The 23,350-nt window shown below is 67.9% G+C and carries 21 protein-coding genes and 1 pseudogene; 13 read left to right on the forward strand and 9 right to left on the reverse strand.

Annotated elements, in window-relative coordinates; genetic code table 11:
* Window positions 1-28: 28 nt before the first annotated feature.
* The 8 genes and pseudogenes from ACTMTU_RS11190 (at window position 29) to trxA (ending at window position 9,571) form a co-directional block, all read left to right on the forward strand.
* Entirely contained in the window at window positions 29-2,359 is a 2,331-nt protein-coding gene (locus ACTMTU_RS11190) for a DUF6049 family protein (protein ID WP_441263325.1), read from the forward strand.
* 45 nt (window positions 2,360-2,404) lie between these two features.
* Window positions 2,405-4,549 (forward strand): murein biosynthesis integral membrane protein MurJ, encoded by a 2,145-nt coding sequence (gene murJ, locus ACTMTU_RS11195; protein ID WP_441263326.1) that lies wholly within the window; start codon window positions 2,405-2,407, stop codon window positions 4,547-4,549.
* 148 nt (window positions 4,550-4,697) lie between these two features.
* Window positions 4,698-6,452 (forward strand): protein kinase family protein, encoded by a 1,755-nt coding sequence (locus tag ACTMTU_RS11200; RefSeq protein ID WP_441263327.1) that lies wholly within the window; start codon window positions 4,698-4,700, stop codon window positions 6,450-6,452.
* A gap of 27 nt (window positions 6,453-6,479) precedes the next feature.
* Entirely contained in the window at window positions 6,480-7,184 is a 705-nt protein-coding gene (gene sigM / locus ACTMTU_RS11205; protein ID WP_441263328.1) for an RNA polymerase sigma factor SigM, read from the forward strand.
* Window positions 7,181-7,291: pseudogene (locus tag ACTMTU_RS11210) on the forward strand (hypothetical protein); the annotation flags it as partial. The gene sigM and the pseudogene ACTMTU_RS11210, both read left to right, overlap by 4 nt.
* Window positions 7,292-7,630: 339 nt before the next feature.
* Window positions 7,631-8,086 (forward strand): hypothetical protein, encoded by a 456-nt coding sequence (locus ACTMTU_RS11215; RefSeq protein WP_441263722.1) that lies wholly within the window; start codon window positions 7,631-7,633, stop codon window positions 8,084-8,086.
* 124 nt (window positions 8,087-8,210) lie between these two features.
* A complete protein-coding gene (gene trxB / locus ACTMTU_RS11220; RefSeq protein ID WP_441263329.1) occupies window positions 8,211-9,185 on the forward strand; it encodes a thioredoxin-disulfide reductase in 975 nt (324 codons plus the stop codon).
* A 53-nt stretch (window positions 9,186-9,238) separates the two neighbouring features.
* Entirely contained in the window at window positions 9,239-9,571 is a 333-nt protein-coding gene (gene trxA, locus ACTMTU_RS11225; RefSeq protein WP_100108089.1) for a thioredoxin, read from the forward strand.
* Window positions 9,572-9,646: 75 nt separating this feature from the next.
* On the opposite strand, the gene ACTMTU_RS11230 is transcribed toward trxA, so the two are convergent.
* The 9 genes from ACTMTU_RS11230 to rpmH form a co-directional block, all read right to left on the reverse strand.
* Window positions 9,647-10,264 carry a GNAT family N-acetyltransferase gene (locus ACTMTU_RS11230; RefSeq protein WP_189473151.1) on the reverse strand — a complete coding sequence of 206 codons (618 nt, stop codon included), beginning with the start codon at window positions 10,262-10,264 and terminating at the stop codon, window positions 9,647-9,649.
* 317 nt (window positions 10,265-10,581) lie between these two features.
* Window positions 10,582-11,682 (reverse strand): ParB/RepB/Spo0J family partition protein, encoded by a 1,101-nt coding sequence (locus ACTMTU_RS11235; protein ID WP_441263330.1) that lies wholly within the window; start codon window positions 11,680-11,682, stop codon window positions 10,582-10,584.
* Window positions 11,679-12,752 carry a ParA family protein gene (locus ACTMTU_RS11240; protein ID WP_189473153.1) on the reverse strand — a complete coding sequence of 358 codons (1,074 nt, stop codon included), beginning with the start codon at window positions 12,750-12,752 and terminating at the stop codon, window positions 11,679-11,681. The genes ACTMTU_RS11235 and ACTMTU_RS11240 overlap by 4 nt, the downstream gene beginning before the upstream one ends.
* Before the next feature lie 233 nt (window positions 12,753-12,985).
* The gene (gene rsmG / locus ACTMTU_RS11245; RefSeq protein WP_441263331.1) at window positions 12,986-13,702 is read right to left on the reverse strand and encodes a 16S rRNA (guanine(527)-N(7))-methyltransferase RsmG; all 717 of its coding nucleotides are present in this window, start codon (window positions 13,700-13,702) and stop codon (window positions 12,986-12,988) included.
* A gap of 112 nt (window positions 13,703-13,814) precedes the next feature.
* Window positions 13,815-14,324: a Jag family protein gene (locus tag ACTMTU_RS11250; protein ID WP_441263332.1), complete on the reverse strand. Its 510-nt coding sequence runs from the start codon at window positions 14,322-14,324 to the stop codon at window positions 13,815-13,817.
* A gap of 12 nt (window positions 14,325-14,336) precedes the next feature.
* A complete protein-coding gene (yidC, locus tag ACTMTU_RS11255; protein ID WP_441263333.1) occupies window positions 14,337-15,635 on the reverse strand; it encodes a membrane protein insertase YidC in 1,299 nt (432 codons plus the stop codon).
* 3 nt (window positions 15,636-15,638) lie between these two features.
* Entirely contained in the window at window positions 15,639-16,001 is a 363-nt protein-coding gene (gene yidD, locus ACTMTU_RS11260; protein WP_441263334.1) for a membrane protein insertion efficiency factor YidD, read from the reverse strand.
* Entirely contained in the window at window positions 15,998-16,369 is a 372-nt protein-coding gene (rnpA, locus tag ACTMTU_RS11265; protein WP_005314963.1) for a ribonuclease P protein component, read from the reverse strand. The genes yidD and rnpA overlap by 4 nt, the downstream gene beginning before the upstream one ends.
* A gap of 18 nt (window positions 16,370-16,387) precedes the next feature.
* On the reverse strand, window positions 16,388-16,525 hold the full coding sequence (gene rpmH, locus ACTMTU_RS11270; protein ID WP_014047156.1) for a 50S ribosomal protein L34: 138 nt from the start codon (window positions 16,523-16,525) through the stop codon (window positions 16,388-16,390).
* A 360-nt stretch (window positions 16,526-16,885) separates the two neighbouring features.
* Between rpmH and dnaA the strand changes: the two genes are divergently transcribed.
* From dnaA to ACTMTU_RS11295, 5 genes are all read left to right on the forward strand, one after another.
* Window positions 16,886-18,628, forward strand: a complete 1,743-nt coding sequence (gene dnaA / locus ACTMTU_RS11275; RefSeq protein WP_441263335.1) for a chromosomal replication initiator protein DnaA — start codon at window positions 16,886-16,888, stop codon at window positions 18,626-18,628.
* 814 nt (window positions 18,629-19,442) lie between these two features.
* On the forward strand, window positions 19,443-20,573 hold the full coding sequence (gene dnaN, locus ACTMTU_RS11280; protein ID WP_005314958.1) for a DNA polymerase III subunit beta: 1,131 nt from the start codon (window positions 19,443-19,445) through the stop codon (window positions 20,571-20,573).
* Window positions 20,574-20,674: 101 nt separating this feature from the next.
* On the forward strand, window positions 20,675-21,553 hold the full coding sequence (gene gnd / locus ACTMTU_RS11285; protein WP_159689825.1) for a phosphogluconate dehydrogenase (NAD(+)-dependent, decarboxylating): 879 nt from the start codon (window positions 20,675-20,677) through the stop codon (window positions 21,551-21,553).
* 57 nt (window positions 21,554-21,610) lie between these two features.
* Entirely contained in the window at window positions 21,611-22,738 is a 1,128-nt protein-coding gene (recF, locus tag ACTMTU_RS11290; protein WP_441263336.1) for a DNA replication/repair protein RecF, read from the forward strand.
* Window positions 22,735-23,295, forward strand: a complete 561-nt coding sequence (locus ACTMTU_RS11295) for a DUF721 domain-containing protein (protein ID WP_441263337.1) — start codon at window positions 22,735-22,737, stop codon at window positions 23,293-23,295. Before recF ends, ACTMTU_RS11295 begins: the two co-directional genes overlap by 4 nt.
* The last annotated feature ends 55 nt before the right edge of the window (window positions 23,296-23,350 follow it).

Below are 23,350 nucleotides of genomic sequence, written 5' to 3' on the forward strand. Positions count from 1 at the left end.
CAGCAGACGACGAGGGACGGGCGAGCGCGTGGCCGAGGCGGCAGACTTCCAGGGGATGCGTAGTTCTCCTGCGCGCCGGTGGCTGCGTCGCACAGCCTCCCTGATCACCGGCGTGCCACTCCTGACCGGACTGCTGTGCGGCCCGGCCGCACCCGTCGCACAGGCCGCGGAACCCAACGGATCCCGGACCGTTGATGTGTCGCTGGACACGGTGACGCCGGAAGCGCCCGGTAAGGACGACACGATCACGGTCTCGGGGACCGTGGTCAACGAGGGCCCGCGGACGATCACAGGCGCACATGTCGATCTCCGGGTGGGCCCCAAGCTGGCCGGCAGAACAGGCATCGACCGGGCCGCTGAGAGGACCGGCTACACCTACGGTGTGGACGGCCCGACGGTCGACGACAAGTACAGCGTCGACCTTCCGAAGCTCGCCTCGGGTATCAGTTACGACTTCAAGCTCTCGGTGCCCGCCGACGAACTCGATCTCGACGACGACAACGGCGGCGTCTACGAGCTCGGTGTGTCCCTGACGGGTCAGACCTCGAGCCAGTCCTTCGAGCGTGTCCTCGGCATCGAGCGGACCTTCCTTCCCTGGCAGCCGGGGGCCATGGAGAAGAAGACACGACTCACCTATCTCTGGCCGCTGATCTCCTCGACCCACCTCACGTCGGAAACCGGCTCGGACGAACAGCAGACCCCCGTCTTCGAGGACGAGGCGCTGGCGGCCGAACTCGCTCCCGGCGGGCGGCTCGACCAGTTGGTGTCACTCGGCAAGGAGCTGCCGGTCACCTGGGTCATCGACCCGGACCTTCTGGCCACCGTCGACGCCATGACACGGAGCTACCGGGTCAAGAGCGGGGACTCCACGGTGGCCGGCAGGAACCAGGCCGTCGCCAAGCGATGGCTGAGCTCTGTCGAAGACGCAGTACAGGGCAAGAAGGTCGTTGCTCTCCCGTTCGCGGACCCGGACCTCGCCTCGCTGGCGCACACGGGCAAGTCGGTCTCCGGTTCGCTCAGCCATCTGCAGCCGGCCACACAAGTGGCGGAGATCACAGTGGAGACGATTCTCCATGTGAAGCCCTCCGTCGATTTCGCCTGGCCGGTGGACGGCGCGATCGACTCGTCGATCGTGGACGTGGCCACCTCGGCCGGTGCACACAAGGTGATCGCCCGGAGCGACAGCCTCCAGGACAATCTGTCGTACACCCCCACCGCAGCCCGTCCCATCGGTGGCGGCACCACGGCCGTGGTCGCCGACACCCGCCTGTCGACCGCCTTCCAGGGCGACATGACGGACGCCGGCGACTCCACGCTCGCGGTACAGAAATTCCTGGCACAGTCGCTGGCCCTCGCCCTCCAGGACCCCGAGAAGCAGCGGAGCATCGTGGTCGCTCCGCAGCGCGTGCCCACAGTGGCCCAGGCCCAGTCCATGGCCCGCGCCCTGCGTGCTCTCGAGCCCAAGCGCTGGACACAGCCGCTGGATCTGGTGGCGGCGGCGTCCGCCGAACCGGACGCCGACGCGAACACCAAGGTGCCCAGTGCCTCCCAGTACCCCGCCGGGCTGCGCCGGCAGGAGCTGCCGGTCGAGGCATTCGAGGACATCAGCGAGACGCAGAGCACACTGGACAAGTTCAAGGTCGTCCTCACCTTCGCCGACCGGGTCGAAGCCCCCTTCGGCAGGGCGATCGACCGTGAGCTGTCGACGGCGTGGCGGGGCAAGCCTGAAGCGGCTCAGCGCTACCGCGACGAGGTCCAGTCGTATCTGCGGAACCTCACCGAAGAGGTCCGGCTGATCGAGAAGTCGGATGTGACCCTGTCCGGTCGCAGTGCGACCATCCCGGTCACGGTGCAGAACCAGCTGGTCCAGGGCATCGACGACCTTGTGCTGCGGCTGAAGTCCAACAACCCGAACCGTCTCCACTTCGATGGGGACGAGGGCATGGCGGAGCAGCCGATCAAGGTCGAGGGAGGCCACAGCCAGTCCGTGAAGTTCCCGGCCGCCGCCAATGCCAACGGTCAGGTCCAGATGACCGCCCAGCTCTTCACGAAGGACGGCACACCGTACGGCCCCGAGATGTCGTTCACGGTGAGGGTCTCCGAGATCACTCCGACCGTCATGCTCGTCCTCGCGGGCGGTGTTCTCCTGCTCGTCCTCGCAGGCATCAGGATGTACACCCAGCGCAAGCGCGCTGCCGCCGCGGAGACCGCCGATGCCGGAGACCCCGGGACGTCGGATACGCCGGACACTGAGGGTGGCGGCAGCGGCTCGGATCCAGGGCAGCCGAGTGACCTCGCCCCTGACACCGGACCGGAAAGCGGCAACCCGTCCGGCGCTGGTGAGAAAGTGGACCGTTGAGCGATGTCGTGGCCGGTCGGCCGGGGACGATGAGGTGGGGTAGTCATGAACGCGCCGTACGACGGTGACCGTGGTCAGGGCGCGGGCGGTGACCCTGCGGGCTCCTTCCCGCCCCAGCAGCCCTCGTCGGACCCGTATGCGCAGGACCCCTATGTCCAGGACGCCTACGCCCCGGATCCCTTCCAGGCTCAGGACCTCTCCGCCCAGGACCCGGTGAACGAGGCGTTCTACGACCGCTCCGCGCACCCGCCGCCGCCCCCGGGCACCTACCAGGAGCCGCAGCCGCTCTACCAGCAGCCGGCGACGCCCCAGTACGCCCCGGACCCCCGCATCTGGGCACAGACTCCGCCACCGGAGCCCGAGGGCCCTTCCCGCCACCTCCCGTACGGCGACGACGCGCGGACCACACAGTTCACCGGGGTCGACGACCTGGTCACGCGGGCCGGCAAGGAGAAGCCGGAGCCTGACGCTTTCGCTCATCTCTTCAAGGACCAGCAGTCCTCGGTGCCACCGCCCGCCTCCGAACCGGTGCCGGCGCCGCCTGCCCCGAAGAAGCCGGCGGGCCGGGCTACGGGACTTCTGAAGTCGAGTGCCGTGATGGCGGCCGGAACCCTGGTCTCCCGCCTCACGGGCTTCGTACGCAGTCTCGTGATCACCGCAGCCCTCGGCGCCGCGCTCCTCGGCGACACGTTCACCGTCGCCTACACGCTGCCGACGATGATCTACATCCTCACGGTCGGCGGCGGGCTCAACTCCGTCTTCGTTCCGCAGCTGGTCCGCGCGATGAAGAACGACGATGACGGCGGCGAGGCCTACGCCAACCGTCTGCTCACGCTGGTGATGGTGGCGCTCGGCGCGATCGTCGCGGTCGTCGTCTTCGCGGCACCGCTGCTGATCCGGCTGATGTCGGACACGATCGCGAGCGATCAGGCGGCCAACAGCGTCGCGGTCACGTTCGCCCGCTACTGCCTGCCCACGATCTTCTTCATGGGCGTCCATGTCGTCATGGGGCAGATCCTCAACGCCCGCGGCAGGTTCGGCGCGATGATGTGGACTCCGGTCCTGAACAACATCGTCATGATCACCACCTTCGGGCTGTTCATCTGGGTGTACGGCACTTCCGCCGAATCCCAGATGGGCGTGCAGACGATTCCCGCTGAGGGCGTCCGGCTGCTTGGCATCGGGACGCTGCTCGGTCTCGTCGTCCAGGCTCTGGCGATGATCCCGTACCTGCGGGAGACAGGCTTCCGCTTCCGTCCCCGGTTCGACTGGAAGGGGCACGGGCTCGGCAAGACCGTGAAGCTGGCCAAGTGGACCGTCCTCTTCGTCCTGGCCAACCAGGCGGGCGTTCTGGTCGTCACCCAGCTCGCCACGGCCGCGGGTGAGGCGTCCGGAAAGCAGGGCGCGGGCTTCATCGCCTACACCAACGCCCAGCTGATCTGGGGCATGCCGCAGGCCATCATCACCGTCTCCGTCATGGCCGCCCTGCTGCCGCGCATCTCCCGTGCGGCCCACGACAACGATCCCGGTGCCGTCCGCGACGACATCTCCCAGGGCCTGCGCAACTCCGCCGTCGCCATCGTTCCCGTGTCGTTCGCGTTCCTCGCGCTCGGCCTGCCCATGTCGACGCTGCTCTTCGCCTCCACCGGTACCGAGGCGGCCCGGGGCATGGGCTTCATCCTCATGGCCTTCGGACTCGGACTCATCCCGTACTCCGTGCAGTACGTGGTGCTGCGTGGCTTCTACGCCTACGAGGACACCCGGACGCCCTTCTACAACACCGTCATCGTCGCCGTCGTCAACGCCGGTGCCTCCGCCCTCTGTTACGTGCTGCTGCCCGCCCAGTGGGCCGTTGTCGGCATGGCCGCCTCCTACGGCCTCGCCTACGCCGTCGGTGTCGGCGTCGCCTGGCGGAGGCTCAAGAACCGTCTCGGCGGCGACCTGGACGGCGCTCACGTCATGCGCACCTATGCCCGGCTGTCCATGGCGTCCGTCCCCGCGGCGGTGGTCGGCGGCGCCGTGGCCTACGGCATCCTGACGGGACTCGGCAGCGGCGCGGGGGGCTCCGTGGTCGCGCTCGTGGCCGGTGGCATCGCACTGCTGGGCGTCTTCTTCGTGGCTGCGAAGCGGATGCGGATCGAGGAACTCAACGCCATGGTCGGCATGGTCCGTGGCCGGCTCGGCCGCTAGAAGTCGTCACAAGTACGCCGACGACCGGCTTCGGGCCGGTTCCGCACAACCATCGTCGGACGCCGTGTGTCGTGCATAGCGTCGGACTGTGGGCACAATTGGCATGGCTGTTGGACATGGCGCAACGGATGGGGAGGCAGGAACGACGGTGGCGGAACGTAGCACGGCTGCCGTCGACGTGGCCGACAACGGCGGGGACGAACCGCTGACCGCGAAGGCGGGCAAGGCCACGACCGACGGGGCGGCAGACACCCAGGCGGCAGAGTCTCCGGCAGCGGGCTCTCAAGGCGCGGCGGAAAAGGCCGTGCTCGACAGGGACGGCGAACGGCAGGGCGGGGAACCGTCCTACTCGACGCCCGAACTGCACAGCGGCCACAAGCTCGCCAGACGCTATCGGCTCGAGGAGTGCGTCACCCGTCTGGACGGTTTCAGCAGTTGGCGCGCCGTCGATGAGAAGCTCCGGCGCGCGGTCGGCGTGCACATCCTGCCGGCCGACCACCCCCGAGCACGCTCGGTTCTGGCGGCCGCCAGGTCCTCGGCCCTCCTCGGCGACCCCCGGTTCGTCCAGGTCCTCGACGCGGTCGAGGAGAACGACCTCGTATACGTCGTGCACGAATGGCTGCCCGACGCCGTCGAGCTGACCGCCCTCCTGGCCGCCGGCCCGTTCGAGCCGCACGACGCGTACCAGCTCGTCGACCAGGTCTCCCAGGCGATGGCCGCCGCACACCGGGAGGGACTCGCTCACCTGAGGCTCACTCCCGGGGCTGTGCTGCGCACTTCGACGGGGCAGTACCGGATCCGCGGACTGGCGGTGAACGCCGCCCTGCGCGGTATCTCCGTCGACGGCCCCCAGCGCACCGACACCGAGGCCATCGGTGCCCTCCTGTACGCGGCACTGACGCAGCGCTGGCCCTACGAGAACGACGCGTACGGCCTCACCGGCCTCCCCAAGGGAGTCGGTCTGGTCGCTCCCGACCAGGTGCGGGCCGGCGTCCACCGCGGTCTGTCCGAGCTGGCCATGCGGGCCCTGGTCAACGACGGCGCCACCGCGTCCCGCCAGGAACCGCCGTGCACGACACCGGACGAACTGGCCAAGGCCGTCGCTGCAATGCCGCGCATCCGCCCGCCGGAGCCGGCCTTCACGGCACCGCCCGAGTACCAGCGCACCACTTATCAGCAGGGCAACTACGCCCGGCCCGCTGCCATGCCGGGAGCCGGCACCACCCAGCCGACGCCGACGCCGCCGCCGCCCCTGCAGACCCGCACGGGCAAGGCCCTCAAGTGGGCCGTATCGGCACTCCTCATTGCCGCTCTCGGACTCGGTAGCTGGCAAGTCGCCGACAAGCTGCTGGACAACCGCAACGGCTCGGAGGAGCCGAAGACCTCGGAGACCGAGACCACGAACCAGGGCGGCGACAAGCCCGACGCACCCGTGCCTCTCGCCATCCAGGACGCCCAGGAGTACGCACCGGACGGGTCGCCGCAGAACGCGAACAACGTCGGGGCCACTCATGACTCGGACAGCACCACCTATTGGCGGAGCCGGAGCTACTTCGACGGACCGGACCTGGTGCCGTCCGTGAAGCAGGGCGTCGGCATCGTCTACGACCTCGGTTCCGACAAAGACATCGCCGGCGCGTCCATAGCGTTGCGCTACGGCGGCGACCACACCACCATCAGCGTCTATGCCGTTGATTCGCTGAATCCGTCCGGGCCGGTCGGCTCCATGCAGCAGATCGCAACCGGTCGTACCAGCGATTCCACTCTGAAGGTGACCGCCAAGGAGCCGGTGAATAGCCGGTACGTGCTGATCTGGATGACGGCGATGCCGTACTCGCCACAGGACGAGTACAGCGACCCCGGCTACAAGCAGGGCATCACGGACGTCGCCTTCACCGGCTGACACGGAGGCATGGGAGGGGGCTCACCGTTGGACGACGCGACACTCGGAGACGTAAGCGACCAGGATCTGCTGGCACGCCACGTCGACGGGGACCCCGACGCCTTCGGCGAGCTCGTGCGTCGCCATCGCGACAGGCTGTGGGCCGTGGCGCTGCGCACATTGGGGGACCGTGAGGAGGCCGCCGACGCGGTCCAGGACGCACTCGTTTCGGCCTTCCGCGCGGCACACACCTTCCGAGGTCAGTCGGCCGTCACGACATGGCTGCACCGCATCACGGTCAACGCCTGCCTGGACCGCGCGCGGAAGGCCGCCTCCCGTAAGACCTCGCCCGTGGACGACACGGAGCGTCTGGAGCAGCTCCTGGAGCCCCACGAGTCGGCAGAGGCTCCCGCCGAGCGTCACGACCTCCACCGGGAGCTGCTGGCCGCCCTGGCGAAACTCCCTGTCGATCAGCGTGCGGCGCTGGTGCTCGTGGACATGCAGGGGTATCCGGTCGCCGAAGCCGCCCGTCTGCTGGATGTCCCCACGGGAACGGTGAAGAGCCGATGTGCCCGGGGCCGCGCACGTCTCCTGCCCATGCTCACGCATCTGCGTGGTCAGGCCGGGGATAACACCGACCTCACCATGGGAAGGAACCGGACGCCGGGGACATCCGTCCCACCGGCGTCGGGACCAAGAGAGACAGGGCCGAGTGACCCTGCGGCAGTGAAGGGCGGAGGTGGGCGCGCGTGACATCGACCGACACGACTGGGCACCCGCACGTCTCGGAAATCTCCGACCTCATCGAAGGCCTTCTCCCGCCCGCACGCACGGCCGAGGTGCGCCTTCACCTCGACGACTGTCCGCTGTGCGCCGACGTGCAGACGTCTCTGGAAGAGATCCGTGGCCTGCTGGGCACCCTGCCGGGTCCTCCACGGATGCCCGCCGACATCGCCGGCCGAATCGATGCGGCGCTGGCCGCAGAGGCTCTGCTCCAAGCCACGGCACCTGAAGATCGAGAGCATGTTTCACGTGAAACAGTGCCCCGCTCGCCGGCAGCAGTGACTGCTTCGCCATCCGCCCGGCCGGCAGGGCACCCCCGCGCGGCCACCGGTCCGGGGCGGACCGGCCGGGCACGTCGTCGACGCGGTGCCCTCCTGGGCGCCGTGTTCGGGGCTGCAGCAGTAGGTGTCGGGGTGATGTTCCTCCAGTCGGCCCAGACGAATACCGCCAACGACGCCTCGGCTGCCAAGAAGGAGACGAGTGTGAGCTCCGCGGCGCGGGACAGCGCGGAGTTCTCCGGCAGCGCCCTCGGAAGTCGGGTCCAGTCCCTGCTGGCGGCCGCACCGACACATGAGGCAGAGCCCAGGATCGAGAAGGCACCCTCCCTCCAGAGCGATCCCACCACGATGTCGCCCAAGGACGCGTCGGACGCCGCGGTGCCTGCCTGCATTCAGCAGGGGACCGGCCGCACAGACGGCCCCATCGCCGCTGAGCGGGGCACTTACGAAGGTGTCAACGCCTTCCTCGTCCTGATGACACACGCGAAGGACAGCACTCAGGTCCAGGCCTACGTCGTCGATGCGGCATGCGTGGAGGACGCGGCGAACTCGCCCGGAGAGCTGCTCCTCACGGAGTCCTATCCCCGCCCTTGAGACATCGTCTGTGCCGCTCCGGCTTCTTGGGAATGCACGCCCCGTAGGATCCGTTGGGTGGGGTGAGAGTCCATGAAGCCGCCCCGTAGGCAGTAGGCAGTCTGCAGAGACGAGGAACAAACCCGTGAGCGACGTCCGTAACGTGATCATCATCGGCTCCGGGCCCGCGGGCTATACAGCCGCGCTCTACACCGCGCGGGCATCGCTTCAGCCGCTGGTGTTCGAGGGAGCTGTCACCGCCGGCGGTGCGCTGATGAACACGACCGAGGTGGAGAACTTCCCGGGCTTCCGCGACGGCATCATGGGGCCCGACCTCATGGACAACATGCGTGCCCAGGCCGAACGCTTCGGGGCCGAGCTCGTGCCCGACGACATCGTGTCCGTCGACCTCACCGGCGACATCAAGACCGTGACCGACACGGCCGGCACCGTTCACCGCGCGAAGGCCGTGATCGTCACCACCGGCTCCCAGCACCGCAAGCTCGGCCTTCCCAGCGAGGACGTGCTCTCCGGCCGCGGTGTCTCCTGGTGCGCGACCTGTGACGGCTTCTTCTTCAAGGACCAGGACATCGCCGTCGTCGGCGGTGGCGACACGGCGATGGAGGAAGCCACCTTCCTCTCCCGCTTCGCCAAGTCGGTCACGATCATCCACCGACGTGACACCCTGCGGGCCTCCAAGGCCATGCAGGAGCGAGCCTTCGCCGACCCGAAGATCTCTTTCGCCTGGGACAGCGAGGTCGTCGAGATCCACGGTGACCAGAAGCTCTCGGGTCTGACCCTAAACAACACCAAGACGGGCGAGAAGTCCCCGCTCGCGGTGACGGGTCTGTTCATCGCTGTGGGCCACGACCCCCGGACCGAGCTGTTCAAGGGACAGCTCGAACTGGACGGCGAGGGCTACCTGAAGGTCGACGCCCCGTCGACCCGCACCAATGTCACCGGAGTGTTCGCCGCCGGTGACGTGGTCGACCACACCTACCGTCAGGCCATCACGGCCGCCGGGACCGGCTGCGCCGCCGCCCTGGACGCCGAGCGCTTCCTCGCCGCTCTTTCGGACAGCGAGAAGGCAGCCGAGCCGGAGAAGACCCCCGTGGTCTGACCCACCTCTGGACCACCCCACCCCACACCCCGCAGAGAAGTAAGGAGGCCGCCGTGGCCGGCGCCCTGAAGAACGTGACTGATGACTCCTTCGAGGAGGACGTCCTCAAGAGCGACAAGCCCGTGCTCGTGGACTTCTGGGCCGCGTGGTGCGGTCCTTGCCGCCAGATCGCGCCGTCCCTCGAAGCCATCGCGGCCGAGCACGGCGACAAGATCCAGGTCGTGAAGCTCAACATCGACGAGAACCCGGCCACCGCAGCCAAGTACGGCGTCATGTCGATCCCGACGCTGAACGTCTACCAGAACGGCGAGGTTGCCAAGACCATCGTCGGCGCCAAGCCGAAGGCCGCGATCGTCCGTGACCTTGAGAGCTTCATCGGAGAGTAGAAACGCCTCCGCTGTTTCACGTGAAACACGAATGGGCCCATCCCCCTGGGGGTGGGCCCATTTTCGCGTGCGCAGTCAGAGAGGCCGGAGCGCCGGCTCCTTCTGTACGGCTCCCAGCAGACGGTCCAAAGCCAGCTCCACATCTTCCTTCCAGGAGAGTGTCGTGCGCAGCTCCAACCGCAGGCGCGGATATGTGGGATGTGGTCGGACCGTCTTGAAGCCGACCGCGAGGAGATGGTCGGCCGGCAGGACACAGGCCGGCTCCTGCCACCGGGCATTACCGAATGCCTCGATCGCGCGGAACCCCCGGCGGAGCAGGTCCTTGGCGACCGTCTGGACAATGACCCGCCCAAGGCCCTGCCCCTGATAGCCGGGCATGACCCACGCGGTCATCAACTGGACCGCGTCGGCCGCCACAGGACTCGTCGGGAAGGCAGTGGAGCGCGGTACGTAGGCAGGCGGGGCATAGACAACGAAGCCCACCGGAACCTCGTCCACGTAGACCACGCGACCACAGGACCCCCACTCGAGGAGTACGGCCGAGATCCAGGCCTCCTTCTCGAGCTCAGGAGTGCCGGCCTTTACTGCGGCTTCACCGCTGACCGGGTCAAGTTCCCAGAAGACGCACGCACGACAACGCTTGGGAAGGTCCGAAAGGTTGTCCAGCGTGAGCGGTACGAGCCGACGCCCCATGGAGGCTTTTCCTCACTTCCCTCGTGTGCCGCGCTGCGAGCATCTGCCAGCCTGTTCCGCTCGAGGAGGAAGCTGCTGACAAAGCCGCTCACCGCCCCGAGACCCAGGCCTGCCGTCACCAGTTGGCCGCAGCTCACCGATCGCATGGCCTTGCCCTCTTTCCGAAGTGGCTCAAGGAGGATGCGTCATACCAGAACGCATCGTATCCACCCGACCCCGGCACGGATACCGCGCCAAGCCGAAGGGGCGGGTGGTGTTCCGCGCTCCGGAACACCACCCGCCCCTTCAGACGACTCCGCCACTGCCGAGCAGAAGGCTCAGGACTCGTCGTCCTCGGCAGGGCCCTCGCCGAGTCCCTTTTCCAGCACGCGTCCTTCGCCGGGGGCCAGTGTGCCGAGAATACGCTCAAGGTCGTCCATCGAGGCGAACTCGACAACGATCTTCCCCTTCTTCTGACCGAGGTCGACCTTCACTCGCGTCTCGAAGCGGTCGGAGAGCCGAGAGGCAAGGTCCGTGAGCGCCGGGGACAGCCGCGTGCCGGCACGGGGACCCTTCGGCTTGGGCGCGGTCTTGGGGTTCGAGTTCAGCAGCGTCACGATCTCTTCGACGGCCCTGACCGACAGACCCTCGGCGACGATCCGGTGCGCCAGCCGGTCCTGCTCCTCAGAGTCGTCCACGGAGAGCAGGGCTCGGGCGTGCCCGGCGGAGAGCACTCCAGCCGCGACCCGGCGCTGGACGGGCGGGGAAAGCCGGAGCAGGCGAAGCGTGTTGGACACCTGCGGGCGAGAACGCCCGATGCGGTCCGCCAGCTGATCGTGGGTGCAGTTGAAGTCCTTCAACAGCTGGTCGTAGGCCGCGGCCTCTTCCAGCGGGTTCAACTGCGCCCGGTGCAAGTTCTCCAGAAGGGCATCCAGGAGCAGCTTCTCGTCATCGGTGTCCCGGACGATCGCCGGAATCCGCTCGAGACCGGCCTCCCTGCAGGCCCGCCAGCGACGCTCACCCATGATGAGCTCATAGCGGTCCGGGCCCAACTGCCGCACGACAACCGGCTGAAGGAGCCCCACTTCCTTGATGGACGTGACCAGCTCCGCGAGGGCGTCCTCGTCGAAGACTTCCCGCGGCTGACGCGGGTTGGGCGTGATCGCACCGAGCGGTACCTCGGCGAAGTGCGCACCAGCCGGAGCGCTCGCCGACGTGCTTGCGGCCTCCCCTTCGTGGGCGGGAGCGCCCGCCTGCGGTGTGACCACCGCTGCGGGCAGCGTGGCGACCTTTGCCGCCGCCACCCCCCGTTCCGCGGTCAGTACAGGGGACGGTCCCTGGGCCGACTCCGATCCCGACGCAGTCGGCTGCTTCTCCTGCGGAGCGGCAGGAATCAGCGCACCGAGCCCACGCCCCAATCCTCTACGTCGCTCGCTCACTGGATCCCCTCCGACATGTTCTGCTGACTGTTCTGGCCCACCTGGGCATGGTGCGGGTCGTACTGCACGCCGACCCCACGCAGCGCGATCTCACGCGCGGCTTCGAGATACGACAGGGAACCGCTGGACCCCGGATCGTAGGTCAGCACTGTCTGCCCATAGCTCGGGGCCTCCGAAATGCGCACCGAACGCGGGATGCTCGTACGCAGCACCTCTTCGCCGAAGTGACTGCGCACCTCGTCCGCGACCTGCGAGGCCAGCCGTGTCCTGCCGTCGTACATCGTGAGCAGGATGGTCGAGACATGCAGTGCCGGGTTGAGATGGCCGCGCACCAGGTCCACGTTGCGCAACAACTGGCCCAGCCCCTCCAGCGCGTAGTACTCGCACTGGATGGGGATCAGTACCTCAGCGCCGGCGACCAGCGCGTTGACCGTCAGCAGGCCCAGCGAGGGCGGACAGTCGATGAGGATGTAATCCAGCGGTTGCTCATAGGCCTGGATCGCCCGCTGCAGTCTGCTCTCCCGCGCCACCAGCGACACCAGCTCGATCTCCGCACCGGCGAGATCGATGGTGGCCGGGGCGCAGAAGAGTCCTTCGACGTCCGGGACCGGCTGGACCACTTCGGCGAGAGGCCTGCTCTCCACCAGGACGTCATAGATCGAGGGAACTTCCGCATGATGATCGATCCCCAGAGCCGTGGAGGCATTTCCCTGCGGATCCAGGTCGATCACCAGCACGCGCGCGCCGTGCAAGGCGAGCGAAGCAGCGAGATTGACCGTGGTGGTCGTCTTGCCTACGCCGCCCTTCTGGTTGGCAACGACCATGATGCGTGTCTGCTCAGGTCGGGGCAGACCCTCACCGGCACGCCCCAGCGCCTCCACGGCCAGCTGAGCAGCACGGCCGATGGGGGTGTCATCCATGGGGGGCGGTGTTTCACGTGAAACATCGTCCCCCGCGGACTCGGTACGGGGACCGGGGACCGGATCGGTCATCGGTCCCGCGATGTTGGCGTCGGACCGCAAGGATTCACTCTCCTCGACATCAGGCTCGCAATGAGCAGAGCCTGCCATGCTTTCGGGGTCGCGAACCAGCGAGCCCCGTGGATCTGTGGAGGAATCCACCTCTGTGGACAACTCTGTAGCCCTCAAGAGGGGCCTACGACCCTTGGTCGGGGCGGCCGCACGGCCGCGGCTGATGATTCCCTGCAGCAGTGAGCGACGTTTCACGTGAAACACGATGCCCAAGCCGCATGACCAGACCGGGACGACACTCCGAAATCAGTACGTATGGCAACGTGTATGGCTCAGCGACGACGGCGCGTACGACTGGTGCGAGCAGCTTTCGCCCGCTTTGCGGCGAACCTCACACCACCGGGGCTCTCCCCGACCTCGACCCGCACAACCGTGGACAGCGGATCGACGAGGCCTTCACCGACATGAAGGACCGAGGTCTCCACGACACCCAGCTTGCTGAGCGCCGCACGCGCTCCCTGGATCTCTTCCTCGGCGGTGTCGCCCTTGAGAGCCAGCATCTCGCCGTAGGGCCGCAGCAGAGGGACACCCCAGCCGGCGAGCCGGTCCAGCGGGGCGACGGCCCGCGCCGTGACCACGTGCACCGGAGGAACCTTCCCGAGGACCTCCTCGGCCCGTCCCCGCACCACGGTCACGTGGTCCAGGCCGAGCAGCTCCACGACTTCCTGCAGGAAGTTCGTCCTGCGGAGCAACGGTTCCAGAAGGGTGATCTTCAGATCCGGTCGCACCAGCGCCAGCGGGATCCCGGGAAGTCCCGCACCGGAGCCGACGTCGCACACCGTCACGCCCTCCGGCACCACTTCCGAGAGGACGGCGCAGTTCAGCAGATGCCGCTCCCACAGCCGCGGCACTTCGCGTGGCCCGATCAGACCGCGCTTGACCCCGGCGTCCGCGAGCAGCTCCGCGTACCGCACGGCTTCGGGAAAGTGCTCTCCGAACACCTTCCGTGCCGCCTCGGGCGCCTGGGGAAGCTGTGCTGCCTCCGTCACGGGGACCGTCCTTCCGTACCGCACTGCCGCAATGCGGACTGTGGTGGCTGATTAACAGGCTGACAAAGATCGGCCCCGCCTGCGAACAGACGGGGCCGACAGAACAAAGCGGTCAGGCAGGGAGCACGACGACGAAGCGCTGAGGCTCCTCGCCCTCGGACTCGCTGCGCAGCCCCGCCGCCGCGACGGCGTCATGGACGACCTTGCGCTCGAAGGGCGTCATCGGGTCGAGCTTCACCGGCTCACCGCTGCTCTTGACCTCGGCGGCGGCCTTCGCGCCCAGCTCGGCCAGTTCGGTGCGCTTGTTCGCCCGGAAGCCGGCGATGTCGAGCATCAGTCGGCTACGGTCGCCCGTCTCCCGGTGCACGGCCAGACGCGTCAGCTCCTGAAGGGCCTCCAGAACCTCACCGTCCTTGCCGACGAGCTTCTGGAGGTCGCGGCTGGCAGTGTCGCTGATGATCGAAACTGCAGCACGGTCCGCCTCGACATCCATGTCGATGTCACCGTCGAGGTCTGCGATGTCGAGCAGGCCCTCGAGGTAGTCGGCCGCGATCTCCCCTTCCTGCTCGAGGCGGGTCAGGGTGTCGCCACCCTCGGCGGCGGAGATGGTGCCTTCCGTCACGGATGCTCCTTCTTACTTCTTGGACGACGGGTGCTTGGGCCGCTGCGGGCCCTTGCGCTGTCCGGACTTGGGCTGGCGTGCGGAACCGGTGGCCTTGCCGCCGCCGGCGCCCTGCTTGGCGTCGCCCTGGGACGAACCGGCCCTGGAGCGGCCCTCCGCCGGCTTGTCCTTTTCCAGGGAGGTCTTGGCAGTGGCGCCTGCGGCGTCGGAACCCTTGGCGGCACCCGGCTGGGCCGTCGCGGTCTGGCGCTTGGACTTGCTCTGGCGCTTGGGCTGCTGACGCCTCTGTGCGGGACCGCCCTCGGCCTCGGCCACGGCCGCCTCGCTCTTGGTCACCGTGCCGTCCGCCTGCGCGGCCAGGCCGGCCTTGGCGAGACCGGAGATGAACCGGCGCTCGTTGTCGTTGCGGTCCGTCCCCTTGGCCACGATCGCCTGGATGACACTGCGCTTGCGCCGCGAGCGGACCTCGCCGTGGGCGGTGACGCTCTTGAGCAGCCGCTGCAGATAGTGGTCCTGGGCCTTGCTGCCCGGGGTGGGGTTCTGGTTGATCACGTACATCTGCTGGCCCATGGTCCACACGTTGGTGGTCAGCCAGTAGACGAGGACACCGACGGGGAAGTTGATGCCCATGACGGCGAAGATCAGCGGGAAGATGTACATCAGCATCTTCTGCTGCTGCATGTACGGCGTCTTGACCGTGAGGTCGACGTTCTTCTGCATCAGCTGACGCTGGGTGTAGAACTGCGAGGCCGACATCAGAATGATCATGATGGCGGTGACGATGCGGACGTCGGTCAGGGAGGCGTTGAGTGCCTCGACCTTCGCCGGGTCGTCCATGAACTTCGCAGCGATGGGAGCACCGAAAATGTGCGCCTCACGCGCGCTGTTCACGAGGTCCTTGTTGAGCACCCCGATCTCGTCACCCGAGGCGATCTTGCTGAGCACGTGGTACAGCGCGAAGAAGAACGGCGACTGGGCCAGGATGGGAAGGCACGAGGAGAGCGGGTTGGTGCCCGTCTCCTTGTACAGCTTCATCATCTCTTCTGACTGACGCTGTCGGTCGTTCTTGTAGCGCTCCTGGATCGCCTTCATCTTCGGCTGGAGCGCCTGCATGTTCCGGGTCGACTTGATCTGCTTCACGAAGAGCGGGATCAGACAGATCCGGATCAGGATCACCAGCGACACGATGGACAGTCCCCAGGCCCATCCCGTGTCAGGGCCGAAGATCGCCCCGTAGAGACTGTGGAACTGAACGATGATCCACGAGACAGGCGTGGTGATAAAACTGAACAGACTGGCAATCGTGTCCACTAATCAGGCTCCTTGAGCATTGGGCGAGGTCTCTGCGGCCGGGCCCTGGGATGCGGAGGCCGATCCCGGGGCAGGCAGATCAACGGCGGCGTCCCCGCCCTTGCTGTCGCCGCGCAAGGCATCACGCAGCATTTCGTGCCACCGTGGGCGCTTGCGCTGGGGCACGTGGTCCACCCCGCCCGGCGACCACGGATTGCACCGCAGGATGCGCCAGGCGGTCAGCACCGTGCCCTTGACCGCGCCGTGCCGGTCGATGGCCGTGTATCCGTAGTGGGAACACGACGGGTAGTACCTGCAGACGGGCCCCAGCAGCGGGCTGATCGTCCACTGATAGATCTTGATCAGAGCCAGCAGCGGGTACTTCATCGCGCGCCCCCTCCCAGCAACCGCTGAAGAGCGGCGTCCAGGTCTCGGGCCAGCTGTGCATGTTCGGCGTCACCCGCGCCGGGCAGCGCCCGTACGACCACCAGGCTACCGGGGGGCAGCTCGGAGAGCCGATCGCGTATGAGATGGCGCAGTCTCCGCTTGACCTTGTTGCGGACCACAGCACCGCCCACAGCTTTGCTCACGACGAAACCCGCACACGTCGGGGAGGCGCTCTCCCCAGGCGCGTGCGGGTCCGTTGTGCCGCTGCGAAGGTGGACGACAAGAAGCGGGCGGCCTGCCCTGCGTCCCCGCCGTACCGCAGTCGCGAAGTCCTCGCGCCGCCTCAGCCGATTCTCGGTAGGCAGCACGTCATGACCTGTACGCGATCAGGCGGACAGGTTGGCGCGACCCTTGCCACGGCGGTTCGCCAGGATGGCGCGGCCGGCACGGGTACGCATGCGCAGGCGGAAACCGTGGGTCTTCGCGCGACGACGGTTGTTCGGCTGGAAGGTGCGCTTGCTCACTCGGGGGCTCCAGAAATGATTCGTAGACGGCGGGACATCGCCTGGCTGTCACCGTGCGCCCACGAGAAGCTCGCGATTACGCCCGTGTGCACCGCTTCACAATCACAGATCGTGATCTTTGCCCATCGGAGGCAGGCGGCAGCAGCCATCGACAACTCGACCTGGTCACGGTACGCGCGGCTACGCCATCCGGTCAAACCGACCCTATGGCGTGGTCCACTATGCACAGGCTGTGGACAACAACTTGAACCACGCGGGTCGCCCTGACTACCGTGGCTGAACTTGGATTCTTTTCCTGCCTGTCTTCCCATCCCGTCCCGAGAACCACACATTCGTGGGACCTGTGAGAGAGCGTGCCTTGTGGCTGACGTACCTGCCGATCTTGCCGCAGTGTGGCCACGAGTGCTGGAGCAGCTCCTCGATGAGGGCCAGCAGGGCGTCGAGCCGAAGGACAAACAGTGGATCGAGCGCTGCCAGCCGCTCGCTCTGGTCGCCGACACCGCACTGCTCGCGGTCCCCAATGAATGGGGCAAGCGTGTCCTTGAAGGCCGGCTCGCTCCCCTCATCAGCGAGACGCTGAGCCGTGAGTGCGGCCGTCCCATCCGAATCGCGATCACCGTCGACGATTCCGTCGGCGAGGGGCCGATCCCCCAAGGCCCTCCGCAGCAGCAGCCCCGGTACCAAGGGCCCCAGCACGACGAGCCCCGGCCCGGAGATCCGTACGACACCTACGGCCACCGCTCCTCCGACGACGGTCTGCCGACGGCCAGGCCCGCCTACCCCGAGTACCAGCAGCGGCCCGAGCCGGGCTCCTGGCCGCGTACCCAGGAGGACCTGTCGTGGCAGCAGCCGCGGCTCGGGGGCTTCCAGGACCGTGACCCCTACGCCTCCCCGCCCCAGCGGCAGCCTGACCACGACTACCGGTCGCCGCAGCCGCCGGAGCGCCGGCAGTACGACTCACGTCCGGAGCGCCACTCGATGCAGGAGCCGCAGGCTCCGCACCGCGGCCCCTCGGGAGCTCCCGGGCCGCTCGGCGCACAGCCGGCACCGGCGCCGGGTCCGGGCGAGCCGCACGCCCGCCTCAATCCCAAGTACCTGTTCGACACCTTCGTCATCGGCGCCTCCAACCGGTTCGCACACGCCGCAGCCGTCGCTGTCGCCGAGGCTCCGGCCAAGGCGTACAACCCCCTCTTCATCTATGGGGAGTCGGGACTCGGCAAGACGCACCTGCTGCACGCGATCGGGCACTACGCGCGCAGCCTCTACCCGGGGACCCGCGTCCGGTACGTGAGTTCGGAGGAGTTCACCAACGAGTTCATCAACTCGATCCGGGACGGCAAGGGCGACACCTTCCGCAAGCGCTACCGGGACGTGGACATCCTCCTCGTCGACGACATCCAGTTCCTCGCGAGCAAGGAGTCGACACAGGAGGAGTTCTTCCACACCTTCAACACCCTCCACAACGCCAACAAGCAGATCGTGCTGTCCTCCGACCGGCCGCCCAAGCAACTGATGACGCTGGAGGACCGGCTGCGCAACCGGTTCGAGTGGGGCCTGACCACGGACGTGCAGCCCCCAGAGCTCGAGACGCGCATCGCGATCCTCCGGAAGAAGGCTGTCCAGGAGCAGCTGAACGCCCCTCCGGAGGTACTGGAGTTCATCGCCTCCCGCATCTCACGCAACATCCGTGAGCTCGAGGGCGCGCTGATCCGCGTGACGGCGTTCGCGTCCCTCAACCGGCAGCCGGTGGACCTGGGGCTCACCGAGATCGTGCTGAAGGATCTGATCCCCGGCGGAGAGGACGCGGCTCCCGAGATCACCGCGAGCGCCATCATGGCGGCCACCGCGGACTACTTCGGGCTCACGGTCGAGGACCTCTGCGGTTCCTCCCGCAGCCGGGTGCTCGTGACGGCGAGGCAGATCGCCATGTACCTGTGCAGGGAGCTGACGGATCTGTCGCTGCCGAAGATCGGCGCACAGTTCGGTGGCCGGGACCATACGACGGTGATGCACGCGGACCGGAAGATCCGGGCCCTCATGGCGGAGCGGCGGTCCATCTACAACCAGGTCACCGAGCTCACCAACCGCATCAAGAACGGCTGACAAGCCGGCCACGACGGCTCCTGAGGGCGCTCCGGGACGGTTCCCGGGGCGCCCTCAGCCGTTTCGCCCGCACCGCTCTGTTCGATTTCGAGCCGGCGTCGAGCCGTTCTCCACAGTGGAGCCAGGATTCTTCCGTCCACAACCTGGGGACCAGGAAGTTGTCCACGACCGGTCCACAGGCATACGGATCACCGGGCCGTCGGCCCAGGTCAGCCCCTTGGGGATTTGTGGCAAACCAGGTTCCACAGACTGTGGACACAGAAAACATCCACAGGCTGTGATCGTCGTTGTCCACCGCCGCCCCACAGGCAACGGCCCGTTGCCCACAGCTTCTCCACACCCCTGTCCACTGTTCGGCAACGAAACACACCCGCTCACCGCGTTGAGTGAAAGCCGTCACACCAACGAGGTCGGTTGGCCTGTGGGGAACCGGGGTAAAGCTGGGGACGGGACTGGGGAGAAGTCCCTGGGGCCTGTGCATCGGGTGTGCAGAACTTTCGCGTGTCCACAGAAGCGCCGAGTTGTCCACGGTCCCCGCCCACAGGCGCGGTGGACAAAAAAGCGGGCCTGACCTGGGTAAACGACGTTATCCACCGTTTCCACAGCCCCTACTACTACTCCCACCTAGAGTTACCGGGGAATTCGCTTCGAAGAAGGCCCTGTGCACAACTCGAGCCCGGACCGCCGGGCAGCTCTTGCCACGACTTGACCCCGACCCGCACCGACTGTCGGCGTCGTGCGTCAGACTGGTCCCCGGCATCAAGCCGACGAGAAGGCCAGCAGGGCGAGCCAGCAACAGCAGGAGGCGGTTCCGGTGAAGATCCGGGTGGAGCGCGATGTACTCGCGGAGGCGGTGGCGTGGGTGGCCCGTAGCCTCCCGGCCCGGCCGCCGGCGCCCGTTCTTGCGGGCCTTCTCCTGAAGGCGGAGGACGGCGCCGTCAGCTTTTCGAGCTTCGACTACGAGGTCTCGGCCCGTGTGTCGGTCGAGGCCGAGGTGGACGAGGACGGCACCGTCCTGGTCTCCGGCCGTCTTCTCGCCGACATCTGCCGCGCCCTCCCCAACCGTCCGGTGGAGATTTCCACAGACGGTGTACGAGCGACCGTGGTCTGCGGCTCGTCCCGATTCACACTCCACACCCTGCCTGTGGAGGAGTACCCGGCACTGCCGCAGATGCCGACCGCGACCGGCACCGTGCCCGGTGAGGTATTCGCCTCGGCCGCTGCCCAGGTCGCCATCGCCGCCGGTCGCGACGACACCCTGCCCGTCCTGACCGGTGTGCGCATCGAGATCGAGGGCGACACCGTCACGCTGGCGTCGACCGACCGTTACCGCTTCGCCGTCCGCGAGTTCCTCTGGAAGCCCGAGAACCCGGACGCCTCCGCGGTCGCCCTGGTGCCCGCCAAGACGCTGCTGGACACGGCGAAGGCACTCACCAGCGGTGACACCGTCACCCTGGCGCTGTCGGGCTCCGGCGCCGGTGAGGGTCTGATCGGTTTCGAGGGCGCGGGGCGCCGGACCACGACGCGCCTGCTCGAGGGCGACCTGCCGAAGTACCGGACGCTCTTCCCGACCGAGTTCAACTCGGTTGCCGTCATCGAGACCGCGCCGTTCGTCGAGGCCGTCAAGCGCGTGGCGCTCGTGGCCGAGCGCAACACCCCGGTGCGGCTCAGCTTCGAGCAGGGCGTCCTGATCCTGGAGGCGGGCTCCAGCGACGACGCACAGGCTGTGGAGCGGGTCGACGCGCAGCTCGAGGGCGACGACATCTCGATCGCCTTCAACCCGACCTTCCTGCTGGACGGCCTGAGCGCGATCGACTCGCCCGTCGCCCAGCTCTCGTTCACCACCTCCACCAAGCCGGCGCTGCTGAGCGGCCGGCCGGCCGTGGACGCCGAGGCGGACGAGGCCTACAAGTACCTGATCATGCCCGTGCGGCTGAGCGGCTGATCAGCGGCTTTTGAGCGCTTGACCCCACAGGTGTGCACCCGTGTCCGGGCGTAGGCTCGGACACGGGTAGGTACTGCACACAACGATTGAGGAATCATCTGATGGAGCTCGGTCTCGTCGGTCTCGGCAAGATGGGCGGCAACATGCGCGAGCGCATTCGCCGCGCCGGCCACACCGTCATCGGGTACGACCGCAACCCTGACGTCGCTGATGTCCACAGCCTCGAGGAGCTTGTGGGCAAGCTCAAGGGCCCGCGGGTCGTCTGGGTCATGGTCCCGGCAGGCGCCGCCACGCAGTCCACGATCGACGAGCTGGCCGAGCTGCTCTCCCCGGGTGATGTGGTCGTCGACGGCGGCAACTCCCGCTGGACCGACGACGAGAAGCACGCCGTCGAGCTGGGCCTGAAGGGCATCGGCTTCGTCGACTGTGGTGTGTCCGGCGGTGTGTGGGGCCTGGAGAACGGCTATGCGCTGATGTACGGCGGAGACGCCGAGAACGTCGCGAAGGTGCAGCCGATCTTCGACGCCCTCAAGCCGGAGGGCGAGTTCGGTTCGGTCCACGCGGGCAGGGTCGGCGCGGGCCACTTCGCCAAGATGGTTCACAACGGCATCGAGTACGCGATGATGCAGGCCTACGCCGAGGGCTGGGAGCTCCTGGAGAAGGTCGACTCGGTCACCGATGTGCGCGAGGTCTTCCGTTCCTGGCAGGAGGGCACGGTCATCCGTTCCTGGCTGCTCGACCTCGCGGTCAACGCGCTGGACGAGGACGAGCACCTCGAGCAGCTGCGCGGTTATGCACAGGACTCCGGCGAGGGCCGGTGGACGGTGGAAGCCGCCATCGACAACGCCGTCCCGCTGCCTGCGATCACCGCGTCGCTGTTCGCCCGTTTCGCGTCCCGTCAGGACGACTCCCCGCAGATGAAGATGATCGCCGCACTGCGCAACCAGTTCGGCGGCCACGCGGTGGAGAGCAAGAAGTAGTCCACAGGCTGTGCACCAGTGGTGCACAGCCATGCCGGGGGAAGGTCGGCGCACACCATGCACGTCACGCATCTGTCGCTGGCCGACTTCCGCTCGTACGCCCGGGTCGAGGTCCCTCTCGATCCGGGCGTCACCGCTTTCGTGGGGGCGAACGGGCAGGGCAAGACGAATCTCGTCGAGGCCGTCGGCTATCTCGCCACGCTGGCCAGCCACCGCGTCTCCTCGGATGCGCCGCTGGTACGGATGGGGGCCGAGCGGGCCGTCATCCGGGCCGCCGTGACCCAGGGGGAGCGATCGCAGCTCGTCGAGCTCGAACTCAATCCCGGCCGGGCGAACCGCGCCCGGATCAACAGGTCGTCGCAGGTCAGGCCTCGTGACGTGCTGGGGATAGTACGTACCGTGCTCTTCGCCCCGGAGGACCTGTCGCTGGTGAAGGGCGATCCCGGCGAGCGCCGGCGGTTCCTCGACGAGCTGGTCACAGCGCGCTCGCCGCGCATGGCGGCTGTGCGCTCCGACTACGAGCGTGTGCTGAAGCAGCGCAACACCCTGCTGAAGTCGGCGGCCATGGCGCGGCGACACGGCGGCCGTGGCATGGACCTGTCCACCCTCGACGTCTGGGACCAGCATCTGGCTCGCGCGGGCGCCGAGGTGACCGCTCAGCGGCTCGACCTGATCGCCGCCCTGCAGCCGCTTGCGGACAAGGCGTACGAGGCGCTCGCGCCAGGAGGCGGTCCCGTCGCGCTCGAGTACCGGTCCTCGGCCGGCCCCATGGACGAGGCTCAGGGCCGCGAAGCGCTGTACGAGCAGCTGACGGCGGCGCTGGCGGAGGTGCGCAAGCAGGAGATCGAGCGGGGCGTGACCCTGGTCGGTCCTCACCGTGACGAACTGGTCCTGAAACTGGGGCAACTGCCCGCCAAGGGGTACGCGAGTCACGGAGAGTCCTGGTCGTACGCGCTGGCGCTGCGGCTGGCCTCGTACGACCTGCTGCGGGCCGAGGGCAACGAACCCGTGCTGGTCCTCGACGACGTCTTCGCGGAGCTCGACGCCCGGCGCCGGGAGCGGCTGGCCGAGCTGGTGGCCCCCGGCGAGCAGGTGCTGGTGACCGCGGCCGTGGACGACGACGTACCGGCAGTGCTGGCGGGTGCCCGCTACGAGGTCTCGGGCGGGACGGTGCAGCGCGTATGACCGGCGAGAGCGGGGAAAGGCCGGCAGAGGCGGAAGCCTCGGGCGCCGGAGAGTCCTCCGGTGTCGATCTGGCACGCGTGGCGTTGCGCGCCGCGAAGGAGCAGGCCAAGGCCCGTGGCGCGGCGGCGCAGCAGAAGAAGCAGGCCAGACGGGGCGGTGGGCTGCGGTCCGGCGCCCGGGCCGACGGGCGCGATCCGCTGCCGCTGGGTGCGGCGATCAACCGGCTGATCACCGAGCGGGGCTGGGAGACGCCGGCCGCCGTGGGCGGGGTGATGGGCCGCTGGCCGCAGATCGTGGGCGACGACCTGGCCAATCACTGTGTCCCGCTGCGGTACGACGAGGCGCCGGACGAGCGCCTGCTGACCGTTCAGTGCGACTCGACGGCGTGGGCCACCCAGCTGCGGCTGCTGGCTCCGCGCCTGGTGGCAAGGCTCAACGAGGACCTGGGGCACGGGACCGTCCGCGCGATCAAGGTGCTCGGTCCGGGAGGCCCCGCGCGCCGGTTCGGACCCTTGCGGGCTCCGGGCAGCACGGGCCCCGGGGACACGTACGGCTGATGTCCGGCCGTCACCGCGGATGCCCTTGCGGCACAAGGAACCCGGTGGCACGGAT

Origin of the sequence: Streptomyces sp. OZ13, assembly GCF_052068155.1 — a bacterium.
Taxonomy (GTDB): domain Bacteria; phylum Actinomycetota; class Actinomycetes; order Streptomycetales; family Streptomycetaceae; genus Streptomyces.

What these genes read in the sequence shown, in the direction of transcription:
- yidD (WP_441263334.1), bottom strand. Translation starts at nt 16,001, where the DNA reads ATGAAGTACCCGCTGCTGGCTCTGATCAAGATCTATCAGTGGACGATC.
- ACTMTU_RS11230 (WP_189473151.1), bottom strand. Translation starts at nt 10,264, where the DNA reads ATGGGGCGTCGGCTCGTACCGCTCACGCTGGACAACCTTTCGGACCTT.
- ACTMTU_RS11215 (WP_441263722.1), top strand. Translation starts at nt 7,631, where the DNA reads ATGTTCCTCCAGTCGGCCCAGACGAATACCGCCAACGACGCCTCGGCT.
- gnd (WP_159689825.1), top strand. Translation starts at nt 20,675, where the DNA reads ATGGAGCTCGGTCTCGTCGGTCTCGGCAAGATGGGCGGCAACATGCGC.
- murJ (WP_441263326.1), top strand. Translation starts at nt 2,405, where the DNA reads ATGAACGCGCCGTACGACGGTGACCGTGGTCAGGGCGCGGGCGGTGAC.
- recF (WP_441263336.1), top strand. Translation starts at nt 21,611, where the DNA reads ATGCACGTCACGCATCTGTCGCTGGCCGACTTCCGCTCGTACGCCCGG.
- ACTMTU_RS11240 (WP_189473153.1), bottom strand. Translation starts at nt 12,752, where the DNA reads ATGGCAGGCTCTGCTCATTGCGAGCCTGATGTCGAGGAGAGTGAATCC.
- ACTMTU_RS11295 (WP_441263337.1), top strand. Translation starts at nt 22,735, where the DNA reads ATGACCGGCGAGAGCGGGGAAAGGCCGGCAGAGGCGGAAGCCTCGGGC.